The organism is Streptomyces griseus (assembly GCF_900460065.1).
GTDB lineage: Bacteria > Actinomycetota > Actinomycetes > Streptomycetales > Streptomycetaceae > Streptomyces > Streptomyces griseus.
The window spans coordinates 58,390-78,881 of record NZ_UAVD01000004.1; the positions used below are offsets into that span (position 1 = coordinate 58,390).

The 20,492-nt window shown below is 72.2% G+C and carries 22 protein-coding genes; 12 read left to right on the plus strand and 10 right to left on the minus strand.

The features are described 5' to 3' along the window. Nucleotides 1-5 precede the first annotated feature (5 nt). From DTB53_RS01830 to DTB53_RS01840, 3 genes are all read left to right on the plus strand, one after another. Nucleotides 6-1,463 carry a DUF2252 domain-containing protein gene (locus tag DTB53_RS01830; protein ID WP_012381852.1) on the plus strand — a complete coding sequence of 486 codons (1,458 nt, stop codon included), beginning with the start codon at nt 6-8 and terminating at the stop codon, nt 1,461-1,463. A gap of 378 nt (nt 1,464-1,841) precedes the next feature. Beyond that, nucleotides 1,842-2,366, plus strand: a complete 525-nt coding sequence (locus DTB53_RS01835; protein ID WP_003970631.1) for a GNAT family N-acetyltransferase — start codon at nt 1,842-1,844, stop codon at nt 2,364-2,366. A gap of 50 nt (nt 2,367-2,416) precedes the next feature. Beyond that, nucleotides 2,417-2,905, plus strand: a complete 489-nt coding sequence (locus DTB53_RS01840) for a glutathione peroxidase (protein ID WP_003970630.1) — start codon at nt 2,417-2,419, stop codon at nt 2,903-2,905. 54 nt (nt 2,906-2,959) lie between these two features. Here the strand turns inward: DTB53_RS01840 and DTB53_RS01845 are convergent, their stop codons facing one another. Next, the gene (locus tag DTB53_RS01845) at nt 2,960-4,186 is read right to left on the minus strand and encodes an acyl-CoA dehydrogenase family protein (protein WP_012381851.1); all 1,227 of its coding nucleotides are present in this window, start codon (nt 4,184-4,186) and stop codon (nt 2,960-2,962) included. A 187-nt stretch (nt 4,187-4,373) separates the two neighbouring features. Here DTB53_RS01845 and DTB53_RS01850 point away from each other — a divergent pair, with 187 nt between their 5' ends. Next, nucleotides 4,374-5,030 carry a TetR/AcrR family transcriptional regulator gene (locus DTB53_RS01850; protein WP_003970628.1) on the plus strand — a complete coding sequence of 219 codons (657 nt, stop codon included), beginning with the start codon at nt 4,374-4,376 and terminating at the stop codon, nt 5,028-5,030. A gap of 20 nt (nt 5,031-5,050) precedes the next feature. Here DTB53_RS01850 and def read toward each other — a convergent pair whose 3' ends face one another. Next, a complete protein-coding gene (gene def, locus DTB53_RS01855; protein ID WP_003970627.1) occupies nt 5,051-5,596 on the minus strand; it encodes a peptide deformylase in 546 nt (181 codons plus the stop codon). Between the two features lie 114 nt (nt 5,597-5,710). Between def and DTB53_RS01860 the strand changes: the two genes are divergently transcribed. The 7 genes from DTB53_RS01860 (at nt 5,711) to DTB53_RS01885 (ending at nt 12,233) form a co-directional block, all read left to right on the plus strand. Next, nucleotides 5,711-6,949 (plus strand): MurT ligase domain-containing protein, encoded by a 1,239-nt coding sequence (locus DTB53_RS01860; protein ID WP_003970626.1) that lies wholly within the window; start codon nt 5,711-5,713, stop codon nt 6,947-6,949. A gap of 34 nt (nt 6,950-6,983) precedes the next feature. After that, on the plus strand, nt 6,984-7,712 hold the full coding sequence (locus DTB53_RS01865) for a type 1 glutamine amidotransferase (RefSeq protein ID WP_003970625.1): 729 nt from the start codon (nt 6,984-6,986) through the stop codon (nt 7,710-7,712). A gap of 175 nt (nt 7,713-7,887) precedes the next feature. Beyond that, nucleotides 7,888-8,913 carry a 6-phosphofructokinase gene (locus DTB53_RS01870; RefSeq protein WP_003970624.1) on the plus strand — a complete coding sequence of 342 codons (1,026 nt, stop codon included), beginning with the start codon at nt 7,888-7,890 and terminating at the stop codon, nt 8,911-8,913. Between the two features lie 135 nt (nt 8,914-9,048). Then, a complete protein-coding gene (locus DTB53_RS01875; RefSeq protein ID WP_012381850.1) occupies nt 9,049-9,999 on the plus strand; it encodes a cytochrome c oxidase assembly protein in 951 nt (316 codons plus the stop codon). A 66-nt stretch (nt 10,000-10,065) separates the two neighbouring features. After that, complete coding sequence (locus DTB53_RS36765) at nt 10,066-10,224, plus strand: hypothetical protein (protein WP_003970622.1); 159 nt, start codon at nt 10,066-10,068, stop codon at nt 10,222-10,224. Nucleotides 10,225-10,399: 175 nt separating this feature from the next. Continuing rightward, entirely contained in the window at nt 10,400-11,116 is a 717-nt protein-coding gene (locus DTB53_RS01880; RefSeq protein ID WP_003970621.1) for a lysophospholipid acyltransferase family protein, read from the plus strand. Between the two features lie 85 nt (nt 11,117-11,201). Then, nucleotides 11,202-12,233: an NAD-dependent epimerase/dehydratase family protein gene (locus DTB53_RS01885; RefSeq protein ID WP_042497624.1), complete on the plus strand. Its 1,032-nt coding sequence runs from the start codon at nt 11,202-11,204 to the stop codon at nt 12,231-12,233. Nucleotides 12,234-12,257: 24 nt separating this feature from the next. On the opposite strand, the gene DTB53_RS01890 is transcribed toward DTB53_RS01885, so the two are convergent. The 8 genes from DTB53_RS01890 to DTB53_RS01925 form a co-directional block, all read right to left on the minus strand. Beyond that, entirely contained in the window at nt 12,258-13,775 is a 1,518-nt protein-coding gene (locus DTB53_RS01890; RefSeq protein ID WP_202465107.1) for an alpha/beta hydrolase, read from the minus strand. Between the two features lie 291 nt (nt 13,776-14,066). After that, the gene (locus DTB53_RS01895) at nt 14,067-14,840 is read right to left on the minus strand and encodes an urease accessory protein UreD (protein ID WP_012381847.1); all 774 of its coding nucleotides are present in this window, start codon (nt 14,838-14,840) and stop codon (nt 14,067-14,069) included. Next, complete coding sequence (ureG, locus tag DTB53_RS01900; protein ID WP_030704335.1) at nt 14,837-15,514, minus strand: urease accessory protein UreG; 678 nt, start codon at nt 15,512-15,514, stop codon at nt 14,837-14,839. The genes DTB53_RS01895 and ureG overlap by 4 nt, the downstream gene beginning before the upstream one ends. A gap of 23 nt (nt 15,515-15,537) precedes the next feature. Continuing rightward, nucleotides 15,538-16,200, minus strand: a complete 663-nt coding sequence (locus DTB53_RS01905; RefSeq protein ID WP_012381845.1) for an urease accessory protein UreF — start codon at nt 16,198-16,200, stop codon at nt 15,538-15,540. 12 nt (nt 16,201-16,212) lie between these two features. After that, nucleotides 16,213-17,934: an urease subunit alpha gene (locus DTB53_RS01910; RefSeq protein WP_003970615.1), complete on the minus strand. Its 1,722-nt coding sequence runs from the start codon at nt 17,932-17,934 to the stop codon at nt 16,213-16,215. Next, the gene (locus DTB53_RS01915; protein WP_003970614.1) at nt 17,927-18,238 is read right to left on the minus strand and encodes an urease subunit beta; all 312 of its coding nucleotides are present in this window, start codon (nt 18,236-18,238) and stop codon (nt 17,927-17,929) included. The genes DTB53_RS01910 and DTB53_RS01915 overlap by 8 nt, the downstream gene beginning before the upstream one ends. Before the next feature lie 13 nt (nt 18,239-18,251). Beyond that, the gene (locus DTB53_RS01920) at nt 18,252-18,554 is read right to left on the minus strand and encodes an urease subunit gamma (protein WP_003970613.1); all 303 of its coding nucleotides are present in this window, start codon (nt 18,552-18,554) and stop codon (nt 18,252-18,254) included. 137 nt (nt 18,555-18,691) lie between these two features. Continuing rightward, on the minus strand, nt 18,692-19,312 hold the full coding sequence (locus tag DTB53_RS01925; RefSeq protein ID WP_003970612.1) for a TetR/AcrR family transcriptional regulator: 621 nt from the start codon (nt 19,310-19,312) through the stop codon (nt 18,692-18,694). Nucleotides 19,313-19,437: 125 nt separating this feature from the next. Here DTB53_RS01925 and DTB53_RS01930 point away from each other — a divergent pair, with 125 nt between their 5' ends. Then, nucleotides 19,438-20,427 (plus strand): ABC transporter permease family protein, encoded by a 990-nt coding sequence (locus tag DTB53_RS01930; protein ID WP_012381844.1) that lies wholly within the window; start codon nt 19,438-19,440, stop codon nt 20,425-20,427. The last annotated feature ends 65 nt before the right edge of the window (nt 20,428-20,492 follow it).

The window sequence follows — 20,492 nt, forward strand, 5'->3', positions numbered from 1 at the left end:
ACCTCATGGAACGGGAAGCCACGGCGCCGCTGCGCGCCGCACCTCACGCGACACCTGCCGAACGGGCGGCGCTCGGCCGGGCCGCCCGGCGGGACGCTCCCCGGTCGAGCCATGCGGAGTTCGCTCCGTCGCCCCGGCGCCCCGACCCGCCGGCCGTCCTCGAAGCGCAGTCCGCGGACCGGGTTCCCGAGCTGGTCCCGATCCGGTACGCCCGGATGACCGAGTCCCCGTTCCGCTTCTACCGGGGCGCGGCGGCCCTGATGGCCGCCGATCTGGCGGGCACTCCGGTCTCGGGGATCCGGGCGCAGTTGTGCGGTGACGCGCATCTGCTGAACTTCCGGCTGCTGGCCTCGCCCGAGCGGAACCTCCTCTTCGACATCAACGACTTCGACGAGACGCTGCCGGGTCCCTGGGAGTGGGACGTCAAACGGCTGGCGGCGAGTCTCGTGATCGCGGGGCGTGCGAACAGCTTCACGGACCGGGAGCGGGCCGGGATCGTACGGGCCGCTGTCCGCTCGTACCGGGAGGCGATGGCCCGGTTCGCCGGGATGCGCAATCTGGAGGTGTGGTACGCGCGGACCGACGCCGAGCGGCTGCGGACGGTGGCCGCGGAGCAGTTGGGCGGGCGGGGACGCAGGAACGTCGACCGGGCGCTGGGCAAGGCCCGCTCCCGGGACAGTCGGCAGGCCGTCGGCAAGCTCGCCGAGGTGGTCGACGGACGGCTGCGGATCGTCGCGGACCCGCCCGTGGTCGTCCCGCTCACCGATCTGATGCCCGGGGTGGAGCGGGAGACGCTCCACCGGGATTTCCGGGCCATGGTGGCGGGTTACGCCCGCAGCCTGGCCTCCGACCGGCGCAGTCTGCTGGAGGACTTCGCGTTGGTGGACGTGGCCCGGAAGGTCGTCGGCGTGGGCAGTGTCGGCACCCGGTGCTGGATCATCCTGCTGCTCGGCCGGGACGGCGGGGATCCGCTCCTCCTCCAGGCCAAGGAGGCGGGCCCCTCGGTGCTGGCCGAGCACACCGGGGCGGGCCGGGGCGGCAATCAGGGCGAGCGGGTGGTCACGGGGCAGCGGCTGATGCAGGCCTCCAGCGACATCTTCCTGGGCTGGGAGCGGGCCGACGGCGTCGACGGCCGGCGCCGGGACTTCTATGTGCGCCAGTTGCGCGACTGGAAGGGCATCGCGGAGCCGGAGTCGATGGTGCCGAAGGGGATGCGCGCGTTCGGCGAGGTGTGCGGCGCCACGTTGGCCCGCGCGCACGCCAGGTCCGGGGACCGGATCGCCATCGCCGGCTATCTGGGGCGGGGGGACGTCTTCGACCGTGCGATCGCGGCGTTCGCGGAGTCGTACGCGGACCGCAACGAGCTCGACCACCGGGCGCTGGTAGAGGCGGTGGCCTCGGGGCGGCTGCCCGCGGGCGTCCCCGGCGATGGCGCGAACGGTTCTCCGGGGCCGGGCGGCTGACCTTCCGCACCGCGGGCGGGTCCCCGCGGTCGCGTTCGGTTCCCGGACCTGGTCTCGGAGCTCCGGCCGCTCACGTACGCGGAGCCGCCGAGGGCGACGGGGGTCGAGGAGTCGCCGTCGTGGTGGCCCGCACCGCTGCTCGGTTCGCGGATCCCCCGGGTCGGCCTGGCCGTCCCCCGGTTGCCGGGCGGGGGCGCCGCCGGAGACCGGGTGACCTCACGCGCGCCCGGTGCGGTGCGGCGCATCCGGGTAGGGGATGGACGGCACCGCGGGGGGTGGCGTCGCCGGGGTGGAGCACCCGTGCACCCTGGAGGCGAGAGCCTCGCCCGCGGGCCGTACGGTTCCTCCGACCCCTGCCCTGTGAAAGGACCCCCGCGCATGACCGAGATCGTCCACGTGTCCGCCCCCGAACTGGTCACGTACGCCGACGACCTGGCCGGCCTGCTGGCCGAGACCGTCGACGAGGGGTCCTCGGTGGGCTTCCTCGCCCCGTTGGACCGCCAGACGGCCGCCGCCTGGTGGCGTGAGCGGGCCGCCGACGTGGAGGCGGGCCGGATCGGCATCTGGATCGCCCGCGAGGGCGGGCGGGTCTCGGGGACGATCGCCCTGGTCCGTGCCCCGCTGCCGAACGCCCGGCACCGCGCCGAGGTCGCCAAGCTGATGGTCCGCCCCTCCGCGCGCGGCCAGGGGCTCGGCGGGGCGCTGCTGGCCGCGGTCGAGGCGTACGCGGCGACCGAGGGCATCACCCTGCTGATCCTGGACACCGAGAGCGGCAGCCTGGCCGAGCAGGTCTACCGCAAGGCGGGCTGGACGAAGGTCGGGAGCGTACCGGGATACGCGGCGGATCCGGCGGGCAGCCTCAAGCCGACCACTTTCTACTACAAGGAGCTCGTCGCTCCGTGAGCGGCGGGCGGCACCATGGGCACCACCACGCAATGATCAGGGAGAGTTTCATGACGCTGCACGACATTCCGCTGCGCACCCTCGCGGGCGAGCCGACCACGCTGGGCGCGTACAGCGGCCGGGCCGTCCTCTTGGTGAACGTGGCCTCCAAGTGCGGGCTCACCCCGCAGTACGAGGGCCTGGAGCGGTTGCAGCAGAACTACGGGGACCGGGGCCTGACCGTGCTCGGCGTCCCGTGCAACCAGTTCGCCGGCCAGGAGCCGGGCAGCGCGGAGGAGATCCAGACCTTCTGCTCGACGACGTACGGGGTCACCTTCCCGCTGCTGGAGAAGATCGACGTGAACGGCGCGGACCGGCACCCGCTGTACGCGGAGCTGACGAAGCTGGCGGACGCGGACGGGGAGGCCGGGGACGTCCAGTGGAACTTCGAGAAGTTCCTCATCTCGCCGGCCGGTGAGCCCGTCGCCCGGCTCCGGCCGCGCGCCGAGCCCGAGGCCACGGAGGTCGTGGCGGCGATCGAGGCGCAGTTGCCCCGCTGAGCGGGCCGGAAGGGGCGGTCCGGGAGCCGTGTCCCGGACCGCCCCCTCGCGCCGTCAGCGGATCGGCATGTCCGAGAGCGTGCGGGCGATCACCAGGCGCTGGATCTCGCTGGTGCCCTCGAAGATGGTGTAGATGGCCGCGTCGCGGTGCATGCGCTCGACCGGGTACTCACGGGTGAAACCGTTGCCGCCGAGGATCTGGATGGCCTGGGCGGTGACGTCCCGGGCGGTCTCGCTCGCGTACAGCTTCGACATGGAGCCCTCGGCCGAGGTGAACGGCTTTCCGGTGGTGGCCATCCAGGAGGCCCGCCAGACCAGCAGCCGGGCGGCGTCGATCCGGGTGCGCATGTCGGCGAGCTGGAAGGCGATGCCCTGGTTGTCGATGATCGGGCGGCCGAACTGGCTGCGGGTCTTCGCGTAGTCGAGGGCGACCTCGTAGGCGGCGCGGGCGGTGCCCACGGCCATCGCGCCGACGGCCGGGCGGGAGGCCTCGAAGGTGGCCATCGCCGCGTTCTTGACGCGCTCGCCGCCGGACTTGGCCCGCTCCCGGGCGCGGGCGAGGCGCTCGTCGAGCTTCTCCTTGCCGCCGAGCAGGCAGTGTCCGGGGACGCGGACGTCCTCCAGGACCACCTCGGCCGTGTGCGAGGCGCGGATGCCGTGCTTCTTGAACTTCTGGCCCTGGGAGAGGCCGGGGGTGTTCGGCGGCACGATGAAGGAGGCGTGGCCCTTGGATCCGATGTCGGGGTCGACGACGGCGACGACGACGTGGACGCCCGCTATACCGCCGTTGGTCGCCCAGGTCTTGGTGCCGTTGAGGACCCACTCGTCCTTGGCCTCGTCGTAGACGGCGCGGGTCCGCATGGAGGCGACGTCGGATCCGGCGTCGGGCTCGGAGGAGCAGAAGGCGGCGACTTTCACGTCGTCGGCGTCGCCGTACATCTGCGGGATCCAGGTGCCGATCTGCTCCTCGGTGCCGTTGGCGAGGACGCCGACGGCCGCCAGGCCCGTACCGACGATCGACAGGGCGATGCCGGCGTCGCCCCAGAAGAGCTCCTCCATGGCCACCGGGATGCCGAGCCCCGTAGGGTCGAAGAACTGCTGGGCGTAGAAGTCCAGGGAGTAGATGCCGATCTTGGCCGCTTCCTGGATGACGGGCCAGGGCGTTTCCTCACGCTCGTCCCACTCCGCGGCGGCGGGGCGGATGACATCCGCCGCGAAGCCGTGGAGCCACTCCTTGACCTGCTTCTGGTCGTCGTTGAGCTCAAGCGTGAACTCGGCCATGTTCCCCTCCAGGCACTGCGGCGAAAACCAAGTGTTACTTGCGGTAACCACAGTCTGTTACCGACAAGTAGGTACTGTCAACCGCCATGGAGCCGATCAGGCGCCCACCCTGCGGAGTGTTACGTTGCGCGGGCGTGCAGAGGCGATGCGACGGCATCGCGTGGCCAGGGGTGGGAGAAGAGACGACATGGAGACCGCACGAAGCGCCGAGCGGCAGCGGACCGCGGCCGAGAGCCGTCGCCGCGAGTTGCTGGAAGCGGCGGACCGGGTGGTGCTCCGGGACGGACCGCAGGCCTCGATGAACGCCATCGCCGCCGAGGCCGGGATCACCAAACCCATCCTCTACCGCCACTTCGGGGACAAGGGCGGCCTCTACCGCGCCCTCGCCAAGCGCCACACCGACGCGCTGCTGATCGCCCTGCGTGCCGCCCTGGACGCGCCCGCCGACCGGCGCGAGCGGGTCGAGTCGACGCTCGACACCTATCTCGCCGCGATCGAGGCCCGCCCCCAGGTCTACCGCTTCCTGATGCACCCGTCCGACAACGCCGACGCCGCCCCCTCCCCCGAGCAGGGCTTCGACGTCGGCCGCCACTCCGCCCCGCTGCTGCGCCGCCTCGGCGAGGAGCTGGGCCAGGTGATCGCCGAGCGCGTCGACCTGGGACCGGACAGCGAGCAGATGGCCCGCATCTGGGGGCACGGGATCGTCGGCATGATGCACGCGGCGGGCGACTGGTGGCTCGGCGACCGGCCCTGCTCCCGCGAACGGCTGGTGAGCAGCCTCGCCGATCTGCTGTGGGGCAGGCTCGCGGAGGCAGGCGACCGCCAGGGCGGCCCAGGGTTCTGAACCCCCTCCGCCCCGGCCGCTCAGCCCTCGCGCGCCCAGGGAGCGCGGCGCGCCGCGCGCAGCGCCCGGGTGCGCCGCAGCCCGGTCAGCCGATCGGTGTAGACCGTGCCCTCCAGGTGATCGCACTCGTGCTGGAGGCACCGGGCGAACCAGCCCGTCCCGGCGATCCGGACCGGCTCACCGGTCATCGTGAGGCCCTCGACGACCGCGTGGTCGAAGCGATCCGTGCCCGCTTCCAGGCCGGGAAGTGACAGACAGCCCTCCGGTCCGCGTACGGTGAGTCCGTCCGCCTCGACCAGTTCGGGATTGACCACGTGTCCCAGATGGCGGACATCGTCGTCGTCCGGGCAGTCGTAGACGAACACCTTGAGCGGGACGCCGATCTGGTTGGCGGCGAGCCCGACACCCTGTGCGGCGTACATCGTGGCGAACATGTCCTCGACCAGCTTCGCGAGCGGCGGGCCGAAGTCCGTGACGTCCTCGCAGGGCCGGTGGAGCAACGGGTCGCCGAGCAGACTCATCTCACGGACGAGTCCGGAACTGCCGGGGATCGGGCGGTTTCGCATGGCGGCAAGCGTACGTTCCGCCGCGGCCGGTCAGTTCCCGTGGTGCCGCGGTGCGGTCGATGCGGCGGACATCGATAGGCTGGGCGCGGACCGATGCAAGGAGGATCTAGGACGATGGCAGGCAACACGGAGCCGTTGTCGCCGCGGGCCAAACTGGCCGTGACGGCGGGCAAGGCCGCGGCGGCGGTGTCACGCGCCGCGGGGCGGGGCAGCGGATCGGTGATCGGCGGCCGGGTGGCGCTCAAACTCGACCCCGACCTGCTGGGGCGACTGGCGCAGCACCTGGACGTGATCCTCGTGTCGGCGACGAACGGCAAGACGACCACCACCCGGCTGATCGCCGAGGCACTGCGGGCCGCCGGGCCCGTCGTGTCGAACGCGCTCGGCGCGAACATGCCCGCGGGCATCACCTCGGCGCTGGCCGGCGGCTCGGACGCGAAGTTCGGCGTGATCGAGGTCGACGAGAAGTATCTGGCGGGTGTCGCGCGCGACACCACGCCCAAGGCGATCGCCCTGCTCAACCTCTCGCGCGACCAGCTGGACCGCGCGGCGGAGACCCGGATGATGGCCGAGCACTGGCGCGAGGGCCTCTCCGGCTCGAAGGCCGTGGTCATCGCGAACGCGGACGACCCGCTGGTCGTCTGGGCGGCCTCCTCCTCGCCCAACGTGGTGTGGGTGGCGGCCGGCCAGGCGTGGAAGGACGACGCCTGGTCCTGCCCGTCCTGCGGCGGTGTGATGCAGCGCCCGGGCGACGACTGGTTCTGCGGGCAGTGCGGCTTCCGCCGTCCGGCCCCGAGCTGGGCGCTGAACGGCGACTACGTCCTGGACCCGCACGGTTCGGCGTGGCCGATCCACCTCCAGCTGCCGGGCCGGGCGAACAAGGCGAACGCCACCAGTTCCGCCGCCGTCGCCGCCGTCTTCGGCGTGCCGCCGCAGGTCGCGCTGGAGCGGATGTACCAGGTGCAGGCGGTGGCCGGACGCTACGACGTGGTCGCCTTCCAGAACCGTGAGCTGCGTCTGCTGCTGGCGAAGAACCCGGCCGGCTGGCTGGAGACGTTCTCGCTGATCGACCCGCCGCCGACGCCGGTGATCCTCTCGGTGAACGCGCGCGGCGCGGACGGCACGGACACCTCCTGGCTGTGGGACGTGGACTACACGCAGCTGGCCGGTCACCCGATCTTCGTGCTCGGCGACCGCAAGCTGGACCTCGCGGTCCGCCTCGAAGTGGCCGGTCTCGACTTCCGGGTCTGCGAGACGCTCGACGAGGCCGTGCAGTACGCACCGCCCGGCCGCATCGAGGTCATCGCCAACTACACCGCCTTCCAGGATCTGCGCCGTCGTGTCGGCAACTGACCCCGGCCCCGGCCACCTCCGGAGAGGACGAAGCATGAGCAACAACGGTCTGCGTCTGGTCTGGGTCTACCCCGACCTGCTCAGCACCTACGGCGACCAGGGCAACGCCCTGGTCGTGGAGCGGCGTGCCCGGCAGCGCGGTCTGGACGTGCAGCGCGTCGACGTGCGCAGCGACCAGCCGGTGCCGACGTCCGGCGACATCTACCTGATCGGCGGCGGTGAGGACCGGCCGCAGCGGCTGGCGGCCGAGCGGCTGCGCCGCGACGGCGGGCTGAGCCGGGCCGCTTCCAACGGCGCGATCATCTTCTCGGTCTGCGCGGGCTACCAGATCCTCGGGCACGAGTTCGTCAACGACCTCGGTGAGCGCGAGGCAGGTCTCGGTCTGCTCGACGTGGTCTCCACCCGCGGCGAGGGCGCGCGGTGCGTCGGCGACGTGCTGGCGGACATCGACCCGCACCTCGGGCTGCCGCCACTGACCGGGTTCGAGAACCACCAGGGCGTCACCCATCTCGGCCCGACGGCACGGCCGTTCGCCCGGGTGCAGTTCGGCCGGGGCAACGGCACCGGGGACGGCACGGAGGGCGCGTACAACGACACGGTCTTCGGGACGTACATGCACGGCCCCGTGATGGCCCGCAACCCGCAGATCGCCGATCTGCTGCTGAAGCTGGCCCTCGACGTGAACGCGCTGCCGCCCACCGACGACCGCTGGTACGAGGCGCTGCGCGCCGAGCGGATCGCCTCGGCGACCCAGCCCGCCTGAGGCGCTTTCCGCTCGCTTGAGCGGTGTCCGCCTGAGGGGTTTTCCGCTCGCTTGAGCGAAGTCCAGCAGGCGGACGGCCGGTTCGGTCCCGCCACCCTGCGCCGGTAGGGTGGCGGGGATCCAACCGGACGACGTGGTCCGGTCGTCGACTTCACGTTGCAAAGGTTTTCGGGCCATGCGCATTGGCGTACTCACCTCCGGCGGCGACTGCCCCGGCCTCAACGCCGTCATCCGTTCCGTCGTGCACCGCGCGGTGGTGGACCACGGCGACGAGGTCATCGGCTTCCACGACGGCTGGAAGGGCCTGCTGGAGTGCGACTACCGCAAGCTCGACCTTGACGCGGTGGGCGGCATCCTGGCCCGCGGCGGCACGATCCTCGGTTCCTCCCGGGTCCAGCCCGCGCATCTGCGCGACGGCGTGGAGCGCGCCCGCGGCCATGTCGCGGACCTCGGCCTGGACGCCATCATCCCGATAGGCGGCGAGGGCACCCTCAAGGCGGCGAATCTCCTCTCCGAGGCCGGTCTCCCGATCGTCGGCGTCCCCAAGACCATCGACAACGACATCGCCTCCACCGACGTCACCTTCGGCTTCGACACCGCCGTCGGCGTCGCCACCGAGGCCCTGGACCGGTTGAAGACCACCGCCGAGTCGCACCAGCGGGTGCTGATCGTCGAGGTCATGGGACGGCACACCGGCTGGATCGCCCTGCACTCCGGCATGGCCGCCGGAGCCCACGCCATCGTGGTGCCCGAGCGCCCCTTCGACATCGACGAGCTGACCGAGCTGGTCGGCAAGCGCTTCTCGGCGGGCAAGAAGTTCGCCATCGTGGTGGTCGCCGAGGGCGCCAAGCCGCGCGAGGGCTCCATGCAGTTCGAGCAGGGCGTCAAGGACATCTACGGCCACGAGCGGTTCGCCGGGGTGGCCACGCAGCTCTCCGGGGAGCTGGAGCAGCGGCTCGGCAAGGAGGCCCGCCCGGTCATCCTCGGCCACGTCCAGCGCGGCGGCACGCCCACCGCGTACGACCGGGTCCTGGCGACCCGGTTCGGCTGGCACGCGGTGGAGGCGGCGCACCGGGGCGAGTTCGGGATGCTGACCGCGCTGCGCGGCACCGACATCGTGATGGTCCCGCTGGGCGAGGCCGTCGAGACGCTGAAGACGGTCCCCGCCGAGCGGTACGCCGAGGCGGAGTGCGTGCTCTAGAACACCCCCTCGGAACACTTCCCCGGGACACGTCGCCCAGAACTGCCCCCGGCCGCACCCGCGGCCGGGGGCAGTTCTACTCTGGACCGGACAACCGGCACGAAACGGGGACGGGTCCCCATCGGGAGTGAACAGATGGATCACAGCGGGCACGGCATGAACATGGATCTGCCGCCGTTCACGCTGGGACGGGGGCTGGAGCTCTCCGTCGACCCGTTCTTCCTGACCGGCTGCGTCCTGGCGCTCGCCCTGTACGGGTACGGCGTGGTGCGGCTGCGTCGGCGCGGGGACGGCTGGCCGGTGAACCGGATCGTGTTCTTCGTCGTGGGCGTGCTGAGCATCGCGCTGGTGATGTGCACCAAGCTCAACGACTACGGCATGGTCATGTTCAGCGTGCACATGGTGCAGCACATGGTGATCAGCATGCTGTCGCCGATCCTGCTGTTGCTGGGCGCCCCGGTGACCCTGGCGCTGCGGGCGCTGCCGCCGGCCGGGCGGGGGCGGACCGGGCCCCGTGAGCTGCTGCTGAAGCTGCTGCACAGCCGGTACATGAAGATCATCTCGCATCCCGTGTTCACGATCCCGCTGTTCATCGCCAGCCTCTACGCGCTCTACTTCACGCCGCTCTTCGACTTCCTGATGAGCTCGAAGCCGGGCCACATCGGGATGATGGTGCACTTCCTCGCGGTGGGCCTGGTCTTCTTCTGGCCGATCATGGGCGTGGACCCGGGCCCGCACCGGCCCGGCTATCTGATGAGGATGCTGGAGCTGTTCGCCGGGATGCCGTTCCACGCCTTCTTCGGGATCGCGCTGATGATGGCGTCGACGCCGATGGTGGAGACGTACAAGAACCCGCCGGCCTCGCTCGGCATCGACGCCCTGAGCGACCAGAACTGGGCGGGCGGCATCGCGTGGGCGTTCAGCGAGATCCCCTCCGTGCTGGTGCTGATCGCGCTGGTCTTCCAGTGGTACCGCTCCGAGCAGCGCACCGCGCGGCGCACGGACCGGGCCGCGGACCGCGACGGTGACAAGGAGCTGGCGGCGTACAACGCCTATCTCGCGTCTTTGCAGGCGCGCGGACAGTAGCGCGGAGGGCGCATACGGGGTGACCATGGGGAGAACGGCCGCGCGGCCGACGAGGAGCGTGCGCGCATGTCCGGATCGACGAAGACCATGGGATACATGACCGGCGGGGCACTGATAGCGGTGACCGCGTACACGGTGGCGCTGGGAAGCAGCGGCTGGCTCTGGTTCGGCTGGGTGGTGCTGGGACTGTGCACCCTCGGCATGCTGGCCACCCAGGACACCTGAGCCCCGCGGTGGGTGACGACGCCTGAGGGGCCCGGAGGCGGGTACGAGCCGGAAGACCGGTTCACTACGGTCGCACGGTGGTGCGGGAGACCTACACTGACGGTTTCCCGCACGACCATGACCTGGTAATACGCAGCCCGGACGCCGGCCCGACAGAGCGAGGTGCACCCACAAGGTGTTCTATTACGTCCTGAAATATGTCGTGCTCGGACCCGTCCTGCGGCTGCTGTTCCGGCCCCGGATCGAGGGTCTGGAGAACATTCCCGCCGACGGCGCGGCGATCGTCGCGGGCAACCACCTCTCCTTCTCGGACCATTTCCTGATGCCGGCCATCATCAAGCGCCGCATCACCTTCCTGGCGAAGGCCGAGTACTTCACGGGCCCGGGCGTCAAGGGCCGGCTCACCGCGGCCTTCTTCCGCAGCGCGGGCCAGATCCCGGTGGACCGGTCGGGCAAGGACGCCGGGCAGGCCGCCATCCGCGAGGGGCTGGGCGTGCTGGGCAAGGGCGAGCTGCTGGGGATCTACCCGGAGGGCACCCGCTCGCACGACGGCCGGCTCTACAAGGGCAAGGTCGGGGTCGCCGTGATGGCGATCACCGCCCAGGTGCCGGTGGTCCCCTGCGCCATGGTCGGCACCTTCGAGATCCAGCCGCCCGGCCAGGTCCTGCCGAAGATCAAACGGGTCGCGATCCGCTTCGGCGAACCGCTGGACTTCTCCCGCTACGCCGGCCTGGAGAACCAAAAGGCCGCGATCCGGGCCGTGACGGACGAGATCATGTACGCGATCCTCGAACTCTCCGGCCAGGAGTACGTGGACGAGTACGCGGCCAAGGTGAAGGCGGCCGAGCAGGAGGCCGCGCCGCCGAGGAAGTTCCCCAAGCTGCGACGCTGAGCGCGAATACGCCCCCGGCAGAGCGCTCTCGCCCCGGCGGGTCCGCCGCGCCTAGCGTCGGGTCATGAGCAGAGGACACGCATGGGTGCTGGGAGCGACCGGCCAGATCGGGCGGGCCGCGGTGCGGGCGCTGACCGGGGACGGCTGGGAGGTGACGGCGGCCTCGCGCGGCGGCGGCCGGGACGAGGGGTGGGATCCCGGGGTCCGGGCGGTGGCGCTCGACCGTGACGAGGAGGGGGCGCTGGACAAGGCGCTGGGCGACGGCTGCGACGTGCTGGTCGACCTGGTGGCGTTCGACGGTGCGCACGCCCGGCAGCTGACGGCGTCGGCCGGCCGGATCGGGTCCGCCGTGGTGATCTCCAGCGGGGCGGTGTACGAGGACGAGCGGGGCCGCGGCTTCGACACCCAGGCCGAGCCGGACGGCTTCCCGCGCTATCCGGTGCCGCTGCCGGAGACCCAGCCGACGGTGGCGCCCGGGGACGCCACGTACGGGACGCGGAAGATCCGGCTGGAGCGGGAGCTGCTGGCGGCGGGCGAGGACCTGCCGGTGACGCTGCTGCGCGCGGGCGCGGTGCACGGCCCGCACTGCCGCACACCTCGCGAGCTGTACGTGGTGAAGCGGCTGCTGGACGGGCGCCGGCGCCGGGTCCTCGCGTACCGCGGGGAGAGCCGCTTCCATCCGGTGCACGTGTCCAACGCGGCGGAGCTGATCCGGCTGGCGGCCGGGAAGCCGGGGTCGCGCGTGCTGAACGCGGCGGACCCCGAGGCGCCCACGGTCGCGGAGATCGCGTCGGCGATCGACACGGTGCTCGGGCGGGAGACGGAGACGGTCCTGATCGACGGCGCTCCCCCGGAGGGACATGTCGGGGAGACACCGTGGAGCGGCGCCCACCCCGTGGTCTACGACATGACGGCCGCCGGTGAACAGCTCGGCTACCGCCCCGTGACGGGGTACGTGGAGTCGCTGCCGGAGACGGTCGAGTGGCTGGCCGGGGAGCTGGCGGGGCGCGACTGGCGGGAGGCGTTCCCGAAGCTGCTCAGGGGCTACGGAGAGGGTCTCTTCGACTACGCGGCGGAGGACGCCTGGCTGGCGGCGTACGACCGGGGCCGCCGCTGAGCGGCCCCGGTCCCACGAAGGGTTCTACGGCTTCGGCGTGGCGTGCGGGGTGCACGTCACGTCGCGCCGGTCGGTCTTCCCGGTGAGCAGGTAGGTGTCCACCCGCTCGTTGACGCAGGGGTTGACCAGTCCGGTGACGCCGTGGGATCCGGCGTCCTTCTCGGTGATGAGCCGGGAGCCCTTGAACCGCTTGTGCAGCTCGACAGCGCCCTGGTACGGGGTGGCGGCGTCGCGGGTGGACTGCACGATGAGGACCGGCGGCAGGCCCTTGCCGGTCCTCACGTCCAGCGGGGTCCGCTGCTTGGCGGGCCAGGTGGCGCAAGGGAGGTTCATCCAGGCGTTGGCCCAGGTCATGAACGGGTACTTCTCGTGCAGCCGGGTGTTGTCCCGGTCCCAGGTGCGCCAGTCGGTGGGCCACTGGGCGTCGGCGCACTCGACGGCGTTGTAGACCGCGTTGCCGTTCTCGGCGGCGGCGTTGCCCGCGAGGTCGCTCATGTCGGGGGCGGCGGCGTCGATCAGCGCCTGGGTGTCACCGGCCCGGTAGGCGCTCCAGGTCTTGGCGGTGGGGGCCCAGGCGGAGTCGTAGTACGGCGCGCCCTGGAAGAAGCCGATGAGCTCGGCGGGCCCGACGAGACCTCCGATGGGCTCCTTCTTGGCGGCGGCCCGCAGCTCCAGCCAGGCCTTCTCGACCTTCTGCGGGGTGTCGCCGATGCCGTAGACGGAGTCGTGCTTCGCCACCCAGGCCTTCCAGTCGTCCCAGCGCGTCTGGAAGGCGATGTCCTGGTTGAGGTTCGCCCGGTACCAGATGTTCTTCCGCGACGGGTCGACCACGCTGTCGACGACCATGCGCCGGACGTGGGTCGGGAAGAGGGTGCCGTAGACGGCGCCCAGGTAGGTGCCGTACGAGACGCCGAGGAAGTTGAGCTTCTTCTCCCCGAGCGCGGCCCGGATGACGTCCAGGTCCCGTGCCGTGTTCGGCGTCGTCATGTGCGGGAGCATCTCACCGCTGCGCTCGCCGCACCCCTCGGCGTACTCGCGGGCCAGCTTGCGCTGGGCGCGCTTGTCGGCCTCGCTGTCGGGGACCGGGTCGGCCTTGGGGGCCTTGACGAACTCCTGCGGGTCGGCGCAGGAGATGGGGGCCGAGTGGCCGACGCCGCGCGGGTCGAAGCCGACGAAGTCGTACGCCTTCGCGGTCTTCGTCCAGAGCGGGTTCTTGGAGGTGATCCGGGCGGGGAAGCGCAGTCCCGAACCGCCGGGTCCGCCCGGGTTGTAGAGCAGTGCGCCCTGGCGCTCGCCCTTCGTGCCGGTGCTGACGTGCCGGTCGACGGCGAGCTTGATCTTCTTGCCGTTCGGCTTGGCGTAGTCGAGCGGCACGGACACCCAGCCGCACTGGATGGGGGTGGCCAGGCCCCAGTCCTCGGGGCAGTCCCGCCAGTCGATCCCGGCGTTCGCCGCCCGGTGCGCAGCGACGGCGACCCCGCGTGCTTCCGCGTCGCCCCGGCCGTGGTGACGGCCGTCGGCGCTCGCCGCGGGTGCGGCCATCGCCCCCGCTATGAGCGTGCCCGCGACGAGAGCCCCGGCCGAACCGAGCACCTTGGTACGTCTCACGTGGAACCTCCCCCTTCGTCCGATCCGCCGCCGGAGGGCGGCGTGGTCATCGGTCCATCGCGGGGATCCTTTCGTCTGCGGGGCACCGGGGGCCAGGGCGTACACCTGTTTCTTTACCGAACCCATAACCGGTGAAGGAAGTCCGCTGAGCGGAGTCGGCGGCGGCGGCGGTGGCGACCCGCCTGCCGCCGGGGAGCTTCTCCCCGGCGTACGCGCGGCCCGCACTCAGGCCTTCAGGGTGTCCAGCAGTTCGCGCATCGCCTCGTCCAGCATCCCGCGCAGCAGACGGGCGTCGGCGGCCACGGCGGTGACCAGGACGGCGGGGCCGGCCAGCGGGGTGAGGGCGGCGGTGGGGCCGAGGAGGCGGGCGGGGAGCGGGGCGTCGCCGAAGGACGGGTCGGCCAGCAGGAGTTGGCCGACGGCCCGGTGGCCGGCGAGGACGGCGGGGCCGTCCCAGCCGCCGGGCGCGCCGGGCCCGTAGGCCAGTTGCTGGTCCAGGAGCGGGCGGCCCGCGTGGTGGACGGTGAGCCGGGTGGTGAGCGCCCCGGTGGGCTCGCCGTGGCGGCCGAGGATCTGCTCCTCGCGCAGCAGCAGGCGGGCGGTGGGGGCGAGTCGGACCCGGGTGGTCATGCGCAGGTCGCTGCCGTGGGCGGAGACCAGTTGTTCGGGGAGCCAGTGCAGGACGGCTCCCTCCCCCACGGTCAGGTCCACCCCGTACGTGGACGGATCGGCGTCCGGCCGGGGGCCCGGGAGGGCGACGGTGGCCGCCGCCGCGTCGACGGTGAGGTGTGCGCCGTCGGTCACCTCGGCCTCGACGGCGAGGCGGTCGCCGTTCAGCGGGGCGCTCATCGCACCGACCACGGTGACCCGGGCGTACGCGGCCTGCGGCGAGCGGGTGCGGCGCAGGGCGAGCGGGCCCTCACCGGCCAGGACGGGCAGGGCTGTCCCGTCCCGCCCGTCGGGCTCGGCCCGGAGCCGGGCCGTCGCGCGGACGCTCACGCGGCCCAGGCGGCGAGCTGTGCCCGCACCCAGTCGGCGACCGGTCCGACGCCCTCGGCCGAGGTCAGGGAGGTGAAGGCGACGGGGAGGTCGCCGCGCTGCTTCTTGGCGTCCAGGGCCATCCGCTCCAGGTCGGAGCCGACGTACGGGGCGAGGTCGGTCTTGTTGACGACGAGGAGGTCGGCGGTGGTGACGCCGGGGCCGCCCTTGCGCGGGATGTCGTCGCCGCCCGCGACGTCGATGACGAAGATCTGCGCGTCGACCAGCCCCTTGGAGAAGGTGGCGGTGAGGTTGTCGCCGCCGGACTCGACGAGGATCAGGTCGAGCGGTCCGACCGCGTCCTCCAGGTCCTCGACGGCTTCGAGGTTGGCGGAGATGTCGTCGCGGATCGCGGTGTGCGGGCAGGCGCCGGTCTCGACGGCCTGGATCCGCTCGGGCGGCAGGACGGCGTTCTTCAGGAGGAAGTCGGCGTCCTCGCGGGTGTAGATGTCGTTGGTGACGACGGCGATGGAGAGCCGGTCGCGCAGTTCCCGGCAGAGGGCGGCGACGGTGGCCGTCTTGCCGGAGCCGACGGGGCCGCCGAGGCCGATGCGCAGGGCGCGCCGGGTGCCGTCGGGCCGGGTGGCGTCGGCGCTGACGGCGGCGGGGGCGTCGTGGGTGTGGCCGAGGTGCATGGGGACTCCTGTGGGTGTGCGGGTCACGAGGCGAAGAGGCGGACCGGCCAGGCGGCGTGCGCCTCGGCCGTGATGTCGAGGAGCGGGGCCGAGGCGGCGGGCAGGGCGTCGATGCCCTGCCGGGCCGCCTCGGCGGCCTGCTCCGCGACCCGGTCCAACTCGGGGGCGAGCCGGGCGAGTACGGCGGTGGCGTGGAAGGGGTCGAGGGAGAGGAGGCGGACGACGGCGGTGGCGGGGCCGCTGACGGTCTCGTACGCGACGCAGTGGGCGGCGTCCTCGGGGCCGAGGCCCGCCGACCGTGCGGTGAGTCCGAGGACGACGGGCTGGTGGGCGCCGCGCGGCCGGGCCCGGGCGAGCGCGTCCAGTTCGGGGCCCGGCCAGGTGGCGCGGGCGGCCCGCATCATCTGCCGGCCCAGCTTGCGGGCGGTGGCCCGCAGGGCGGGCGAGGGCGTGCGGGCGTCGGCGGCCTCGTCGAGGGCGAGCGGGTCGAGGCCGTGGGCCGCCGCCGCGGCGAGTGCGGCGGCGGTGAGGCCCGCGGTGTGCAGGCGGCCCCGGCAGAAGTCCGCGAGGGAGTCGGCGTCGCGGACACGGCCATCGGCGACGGCGGGTTCGGCGCCGCCGGAGTGGGCGTGGCCTCCGGCGGGGAACCGGCCGTCGGCGAGGACGAGGAGTGCTGCGCGTGACATGGCCGGATCCGCTCAGAAGAGGAAGTAGCGCTGGGCCATGGGCAGTTCCGCCGCCGGGGCCGGCTCGACCGGATCGCCGTCGATGGTGACGGCGAAGCTGTCGGGGTCGACGTCGACGCGGGGCACGGCGTCGTTCTCCCGCATGTCCGCCTTGGTGACCCCCCGGGTGCTGGTGATCGGCACGAACCGCTTCTCCAGGGCGAGCCGTTCGGGCAGCCCGTCCTCGATCGCGGCGGCGGAGACGAAGTTGAACGAGCCGCGCGCGGCGGCCCGGCCCAGCGCGCCGAACATCGGCCGGGGCATCACCGGCTGGGGCGTCGGGATGGACGCGTTGGCGTCGCCCATCTGCGCGTAGGCGATCTGGCCCCCCTTGATGACGGTCGTCGGCTTCACGCCGAAGAACGCCGGGTCCCAGAGGACGAGGTCGGCGAGCTTGCCGGTCTCCACGGAGCCGATCTCGTCGCCCATGCCCTGGGCGACGGCCGGGTTGATGGTGTATTTGGCGACATAGCGACGGGCCCGGTGGTTGTCGGCCCGTCCGTCTCCGGGCAGGGCTCCGCGCCGCTTCTTCATGACGTGGGCGGTCTGCCAGGTCCGCAGGATCACCTCGCCGATCCGGCCCATGGCCTGGGAGTCCGAGGAGATGATCGAGATCGCCCCGAGGTCGTGCAGGATGTCCTCGGCCGCGATGGTGGAGGGCCGGATCCGGGACTCCGCGAAGGCCAGGTCCTCGGGGACGGCGGGGTTCAGGTGGTGGCAGACCATCAGCATGTCGAGGTGTTCCTCGATGGTGTTGACGGTGTGCGGCCGGGTGGGGTTGGTCGAGCTGGGCAGGACGTACGGCTCGGAGACCACGCTGATGATGTCGGGCGCGTGTCCGCCGCCCGCCCCCTCGGTGTGGTAAGCGTGGATCGTCCGGCCGGCGATGGCGGCGAGGGTGTCGGCGACGAAGCCGGCCTCGTTGAGGGTGTCGGTGTGGATGGCGAGCTGCGCGCCCGTCCGCTCGCAGACGGTGAGGCAGGCGTCGATCACGGCGGGCGTCGCACCCCAGTCTTCGTGGATCTTGAATCCCAGTGCCCCGCCGCGCAGTTGGGAGTGCATGGCCTCGTGGGACATCGTGTTGCCCTTGCCGAGCAGCCCGATGTTGACCGGGAAGGTCTCCAGCGCCTCGAACATCCGGGCCAGGTGCCAGGGTCCCGGGGTGATGGTGGTGGCCTTGGTGCCCTCGGCGGGGCCGGTGCCGCCGCCGACGAGGGTGGTGATGCCGCTGGAGAGCGCCTGGTCGACGAGGGTGGGTGAGATGAAGTGGACGTGGGCGTCGACCGCTCCGGCCGTGAGCAGCTTCCCGTTGCCCGCGATGATCTCGGTCTCGGGGCCGATCACCAGGTCGGGGTGGACGCCGTCCATGGTGTCCGGGTTCCCGGCCTTGCCGATGCCGGTGATCCGGCCGTCCCGGATGCCGATGTCGGCCTTGACGATGCCCCAGTGGTCGATGACGACGGCCCCGGTGATGACGGTGTCGGGCGCGCCCTCGGCCCGGGTGGTGCGGGCCTGGCCCATGGACTCGCGGATCACCTTGCCGCCGCCGAACACCGCCTCGTCCCCCGCGCGTCCGGGGCCGCCCGAGCGGTCCTCCTCGATCTCGACGAGCAGATCGGTGTCGGCGAGCCGGATGCGGTCGCCGGTGGTGGGCCCGAACAGGTCGGCGTACACGGCTCTCTTGAGGTCAGGCATCGAGGGCACCTCCGGTTTCGCCGCGCAGGCCGGGGACGACGCGGCGGCCGGTGAGGGGGACGAGTTCGACGTCGGCGGGGATGCCGGGTTCGAAGCGGACCGCCGTACCGGCGGCGATGTTCAGCCGCAGCCCGTGGGCCGCGGCGCGGTCGAACCGGAGCCCGGGGTTGGCCTCGGCGAAGTGGTAGTGGGAGCCGACCTGGACGGGGCGGTCGGCGGCGTTGAGGACGGTGAGGCGGGTGACCGGGCGGCCCGCGTTGAGGGGGATGTCCCCGTCCCCGTGAAGGATCTCTCCGGGAATCATCGGCGCTCCCCCGTCAGACGATCGGGTCGTGGACGGTGACGAGCTTCGTACCGTCCGGGAAGGTCGCCTCGACCTGGACGTCGTGGAGCATCTCGGGGATGCCTTCCATCACGTCGTCCCTGGTGAGCAACGTACGCCCGGACACCATGAGTTCGGCGACGGTACGGCCGTCCCGGGCGCCTTCCAGCAGATGGGAGGTGATCAGGGCGACGGCTTCCGGGTGATTGAGCCGCAGCCCGCGTGCCCGGCGCTTCTCGGCCACGTCGGCGGCCACATGGATGAGCAGACGCTCCTGCTCGTGCGGGGTCAGTTGCACGCTTCCACCTCATCGTCTTCCGTCCGGCTCCGACTCCGGACGCAGCGGGACCTTATCCCCGTTCAACAATTCGTTGAACGGGAACGAGGCTCCCGCGACCAGGCATTGCACGTTAGGGCGGAAGTTTTTCCATTGCGTTAACTGATCTTTTGCGGGTTCATGGACATCAGCCCGCACAACCCGTTCTCCAGCACCTCGGGGTGCACGTCCCCGAAGAGTGCCTCCTGCACGATGAAGCCCTGAGCCGTCGCGATCATCGTGCGCGCCACGTCGTCGCCGGGCACATCACTCACCAGGATCCCGGCGGAGCGATAGGCGTCGACGAGCTTCGCCCAGGCGACGCGCATCGTGGCGTAGCCGTCCTCGAGGAGGGCGGCGAGCCGTTCGTCGCGCAGCGTCTCGGACCAGAGCTGGACGACGAGCGCGGCGAAGGACCGGCGCTCCAGCCCGTGCACCTCCCCCGCGAGCACGCCGCCGAGCACCCGGCCGAGCAATGCGTCCGGGGTGGGCGGCGGCGTCATCCGGGAGGCCTCCTCGAAGGCGCCGCGGATGGCGGCGAAGGTCTCCTCCGTGATGGCCGCGATGATGTCCTCCTTGCCCGGGAAGTAGCGGTAGACCGCTCCGGCGGACAGGCCCACCTCCTTGAGGACGTCCTGCATGGACGTGCCGTGGAATCCGTTGCGGGCGAAGCAGCGCGCCGCACCGTCGAGGATCTGGCGGCGACGGGCGTCGAGGTGTTCCTGGGATACACGAGCCATGACTCCAATCTAAAACGAACGTTCCTTCTTGACAATCCCGCACTGCCGTGCCGACAGTGGGGCAAGCCGTAAAACGAACGATCCTTCTCTATCGCACTCCGTCGCCGCACGAATCGAGGCCCCTCATGCCCACCGCACCCAACCGCCGCGCGGTGGCGGTGATCCTGCTGATCCCCCTGCTGGTGACGCTCGCCCTCTGGGCCTTCGCCTGGCCCGCCGCCCGGACGGCGCCGCGCGACCTTCCGGTCGGGGTCGCGGGCCCGGCCTCGGCGGCCCAGCAGCTGGAACAGCGCTTCGAGCAGCGCGCCGGCGCGTTCGACGTGCACCGCTTCGACGACGAGGCCGCCGCCCGCACCGCGATCGAGGACCGGGTCGTATACGGAGCCGTCGTCGCCACCCCGCAGGGACCGCACCTGCTCACCGCCTCGGCGGCGAGCCCCGTGGTCGCGCAGTTGCTGCGCGAGGCCGTGACGGCGTCCGCCCCCGAAGGCGCCCCGGTCCGGGTGACCGATGTGGTCGCCGCGCCGCCCGGGGACCCGAGGGGCAGCGTGCTCGGCGCGAGCATGCTGCCCCTGGCCCTGGCGGGCATGGCGGCCGGATCCGTCGTCACCCTGCTGGGACTGCGCGGGGCGCGCGCCGCGCTGACCCTGGTCGCCTCGGCCTCGCTGGCGGGCATCGCCGTCACCGCGATCGCGCACAACTGGCTCGGCGCGTTCGCGGGCGACTGGTGGGCGGAGGCGGGAGCGCTCACGCTCACCGTGCTGGCCATCGGTTCGGCGGTGGCGGGCCTCGCCACCCTGCTCGGGCCGCGCGGCATCGGGCTCGGCGCGCTGCTGATGGTCCTGCTGGGCAACTCCTTCTCCGGCGTCACCAGCGCACCGCAGTTGCTCCCCGAGCCCGTCGGCACGATCGGCCAGTTGCTTCCGCCGGGCGCGGGCGGCTCACTGCTCCGCTCGGTCGCCTTCTTCGACGGAAGCGCCGCCGGCGGTGCGGTGCTGACGCTGTCGCTGTGGTCGCTGGCCGGACTGGCGGCGGTGCTGTTCGTCCGCCGGACGCCGTCGCCCGCACCCGAAGCACCGGCAGCACCCGCCCGGGAGCCGGCCCTGACCGGCTGAGCTCCGGGTCCACACCGACGGAGCCGGGCACCCCTCCTCCACGGAGGGGTGCCCGGCTCCGTGCC

Excerpts from the sequence above, each read along its gene's own strand:
- DTB53_RS01865 (WP_003970625.1), top strand. The coding sequence starts at position 6,984 with ATGAGCAACAACGGTCTGCGTCTGGTCTGGGTCTACCCCGACCTGCTC.
- DTB53_RS01910 (WP_003970615.1), bottom strand. The coding sequence starts at position 17,934 with ATGCCTGACCTCAAGAGAGCCGTGTACGCCGACCTGTTCGGGCCCACC.
- DTB53_RS01930 (WP_012381844.1), top strand. The coding sequence starts at position 19,438 with ATGCCCACCGCACCCAACCGCCGCGCGGTGGCGGTGATCCTGCTGATC.
- DTB53_RS01840 (WP_003970630.1), top strand. The coding sequence starts at position 2,417 with ATGACGCTGCACGACATTCCGCTGCGCACCCTCGCGGGCGAGCCGACC.
- DTB53_RS01860 (WP_003970626.1), top strand. The coding sequence starts at position 5,711 with ATGGCAGGCAACACGGAGCCGTTGTCGCCGCGGGCCAAACTGGCCGTG.
- DTB53_RS01835 (WP_003970631.1), top strand. The coding sequence starts at position 1,842 with ATGACCGAGATCGTCCACGTGTCCGCCCCCGAACTGGTCACGTACGCC.
- ureG (WP_030704335.1), bottom strand. The coding sequence starts at position 15,514 with ATGCACCTCGGCCACACCCACGACGCCCCCGCCGCCGTCAGCGCCGAC.
- DTB53_RS01845 (WP_012381851.1), bottom strand. The coding sequence starts at position 4,186 with ATGGCCGAGTTCACGCTTGAGCTCAACGACGACCAGAAGCAGGTCAAG.
- DTB53_RS36765 (WP_003970622.1), top strand. The coding sequence starts at position 10,066 with ATGTCCGGATCGACGAAGACCATGGGATACATGACCGGCGGGGCACTG.
- DTB53_RS01850 (WP_003970628.1), top strand. The coding sequence starts at position 4,374 with ATGGAGACCGCACGAAGCGCCGAGCGGCAGCGGACCGCGGCCGAGAGC.
- DTB53_RS01870 (WP_003970624.1), top strand. The coding sequence starts at position 7,888 with ATGCGCATTGGCGTACTCACCTCCGGCGGCGACTGCCCCGGCCTCAAC.
- DTB53_RS01890 (WP_202465107.1), bottom strand. The coding sequence starts at position 13,775 with ATGGCCGCACCCGCGGCGAGCGCCGACGGCCGTCACCACGGCCGGGGC.
- DTB53_RS01905 (WP_012381845.1), bottom strand. The coding sequence starts at position 16,200 with ATGTCACGCGCAGCACTCCTCGTCCTCGCCGACGGCCGGTTCCCCGCC.
- DTB53_RS01925 (WP_003970612.1), bottom strand. The coding sequence starts at position 19,312 with ATGGCTCGTGTATCCCAGGAACACCTCGACGCCCGTCGCCGCCAGATC.
- DTB53_RS01875 (WP_012381850.1), top strand. The coding sequence starts at position 9,049 with ATGGATCACAGCGGGCACGGCATGAACATGGATCTGCCGCCGTTCACG.
- DTB53_RS01915 (WP_003970614.1), bottom strand. The coding sequence starts at position 18,238 with ATGATTCCCGGAGAGATCCTTCACGGGGACGGGGACATCCCCCTCAAC.
- DTB53_RS01830 (WP_012381852.1), top strand. The coding sequence starts at position 6 with ATGGAACGGGAAGCCACGGCGCCGCTGCGCGCCGCACCTCACGCGACA.
- def (WP_003970627.1), bottom strand. The coding sequence starts at position 5,596 with ATGCGAAACCGCCCGATCCCCGGCAGTTCCGGACTCGTCCGTGAGATG.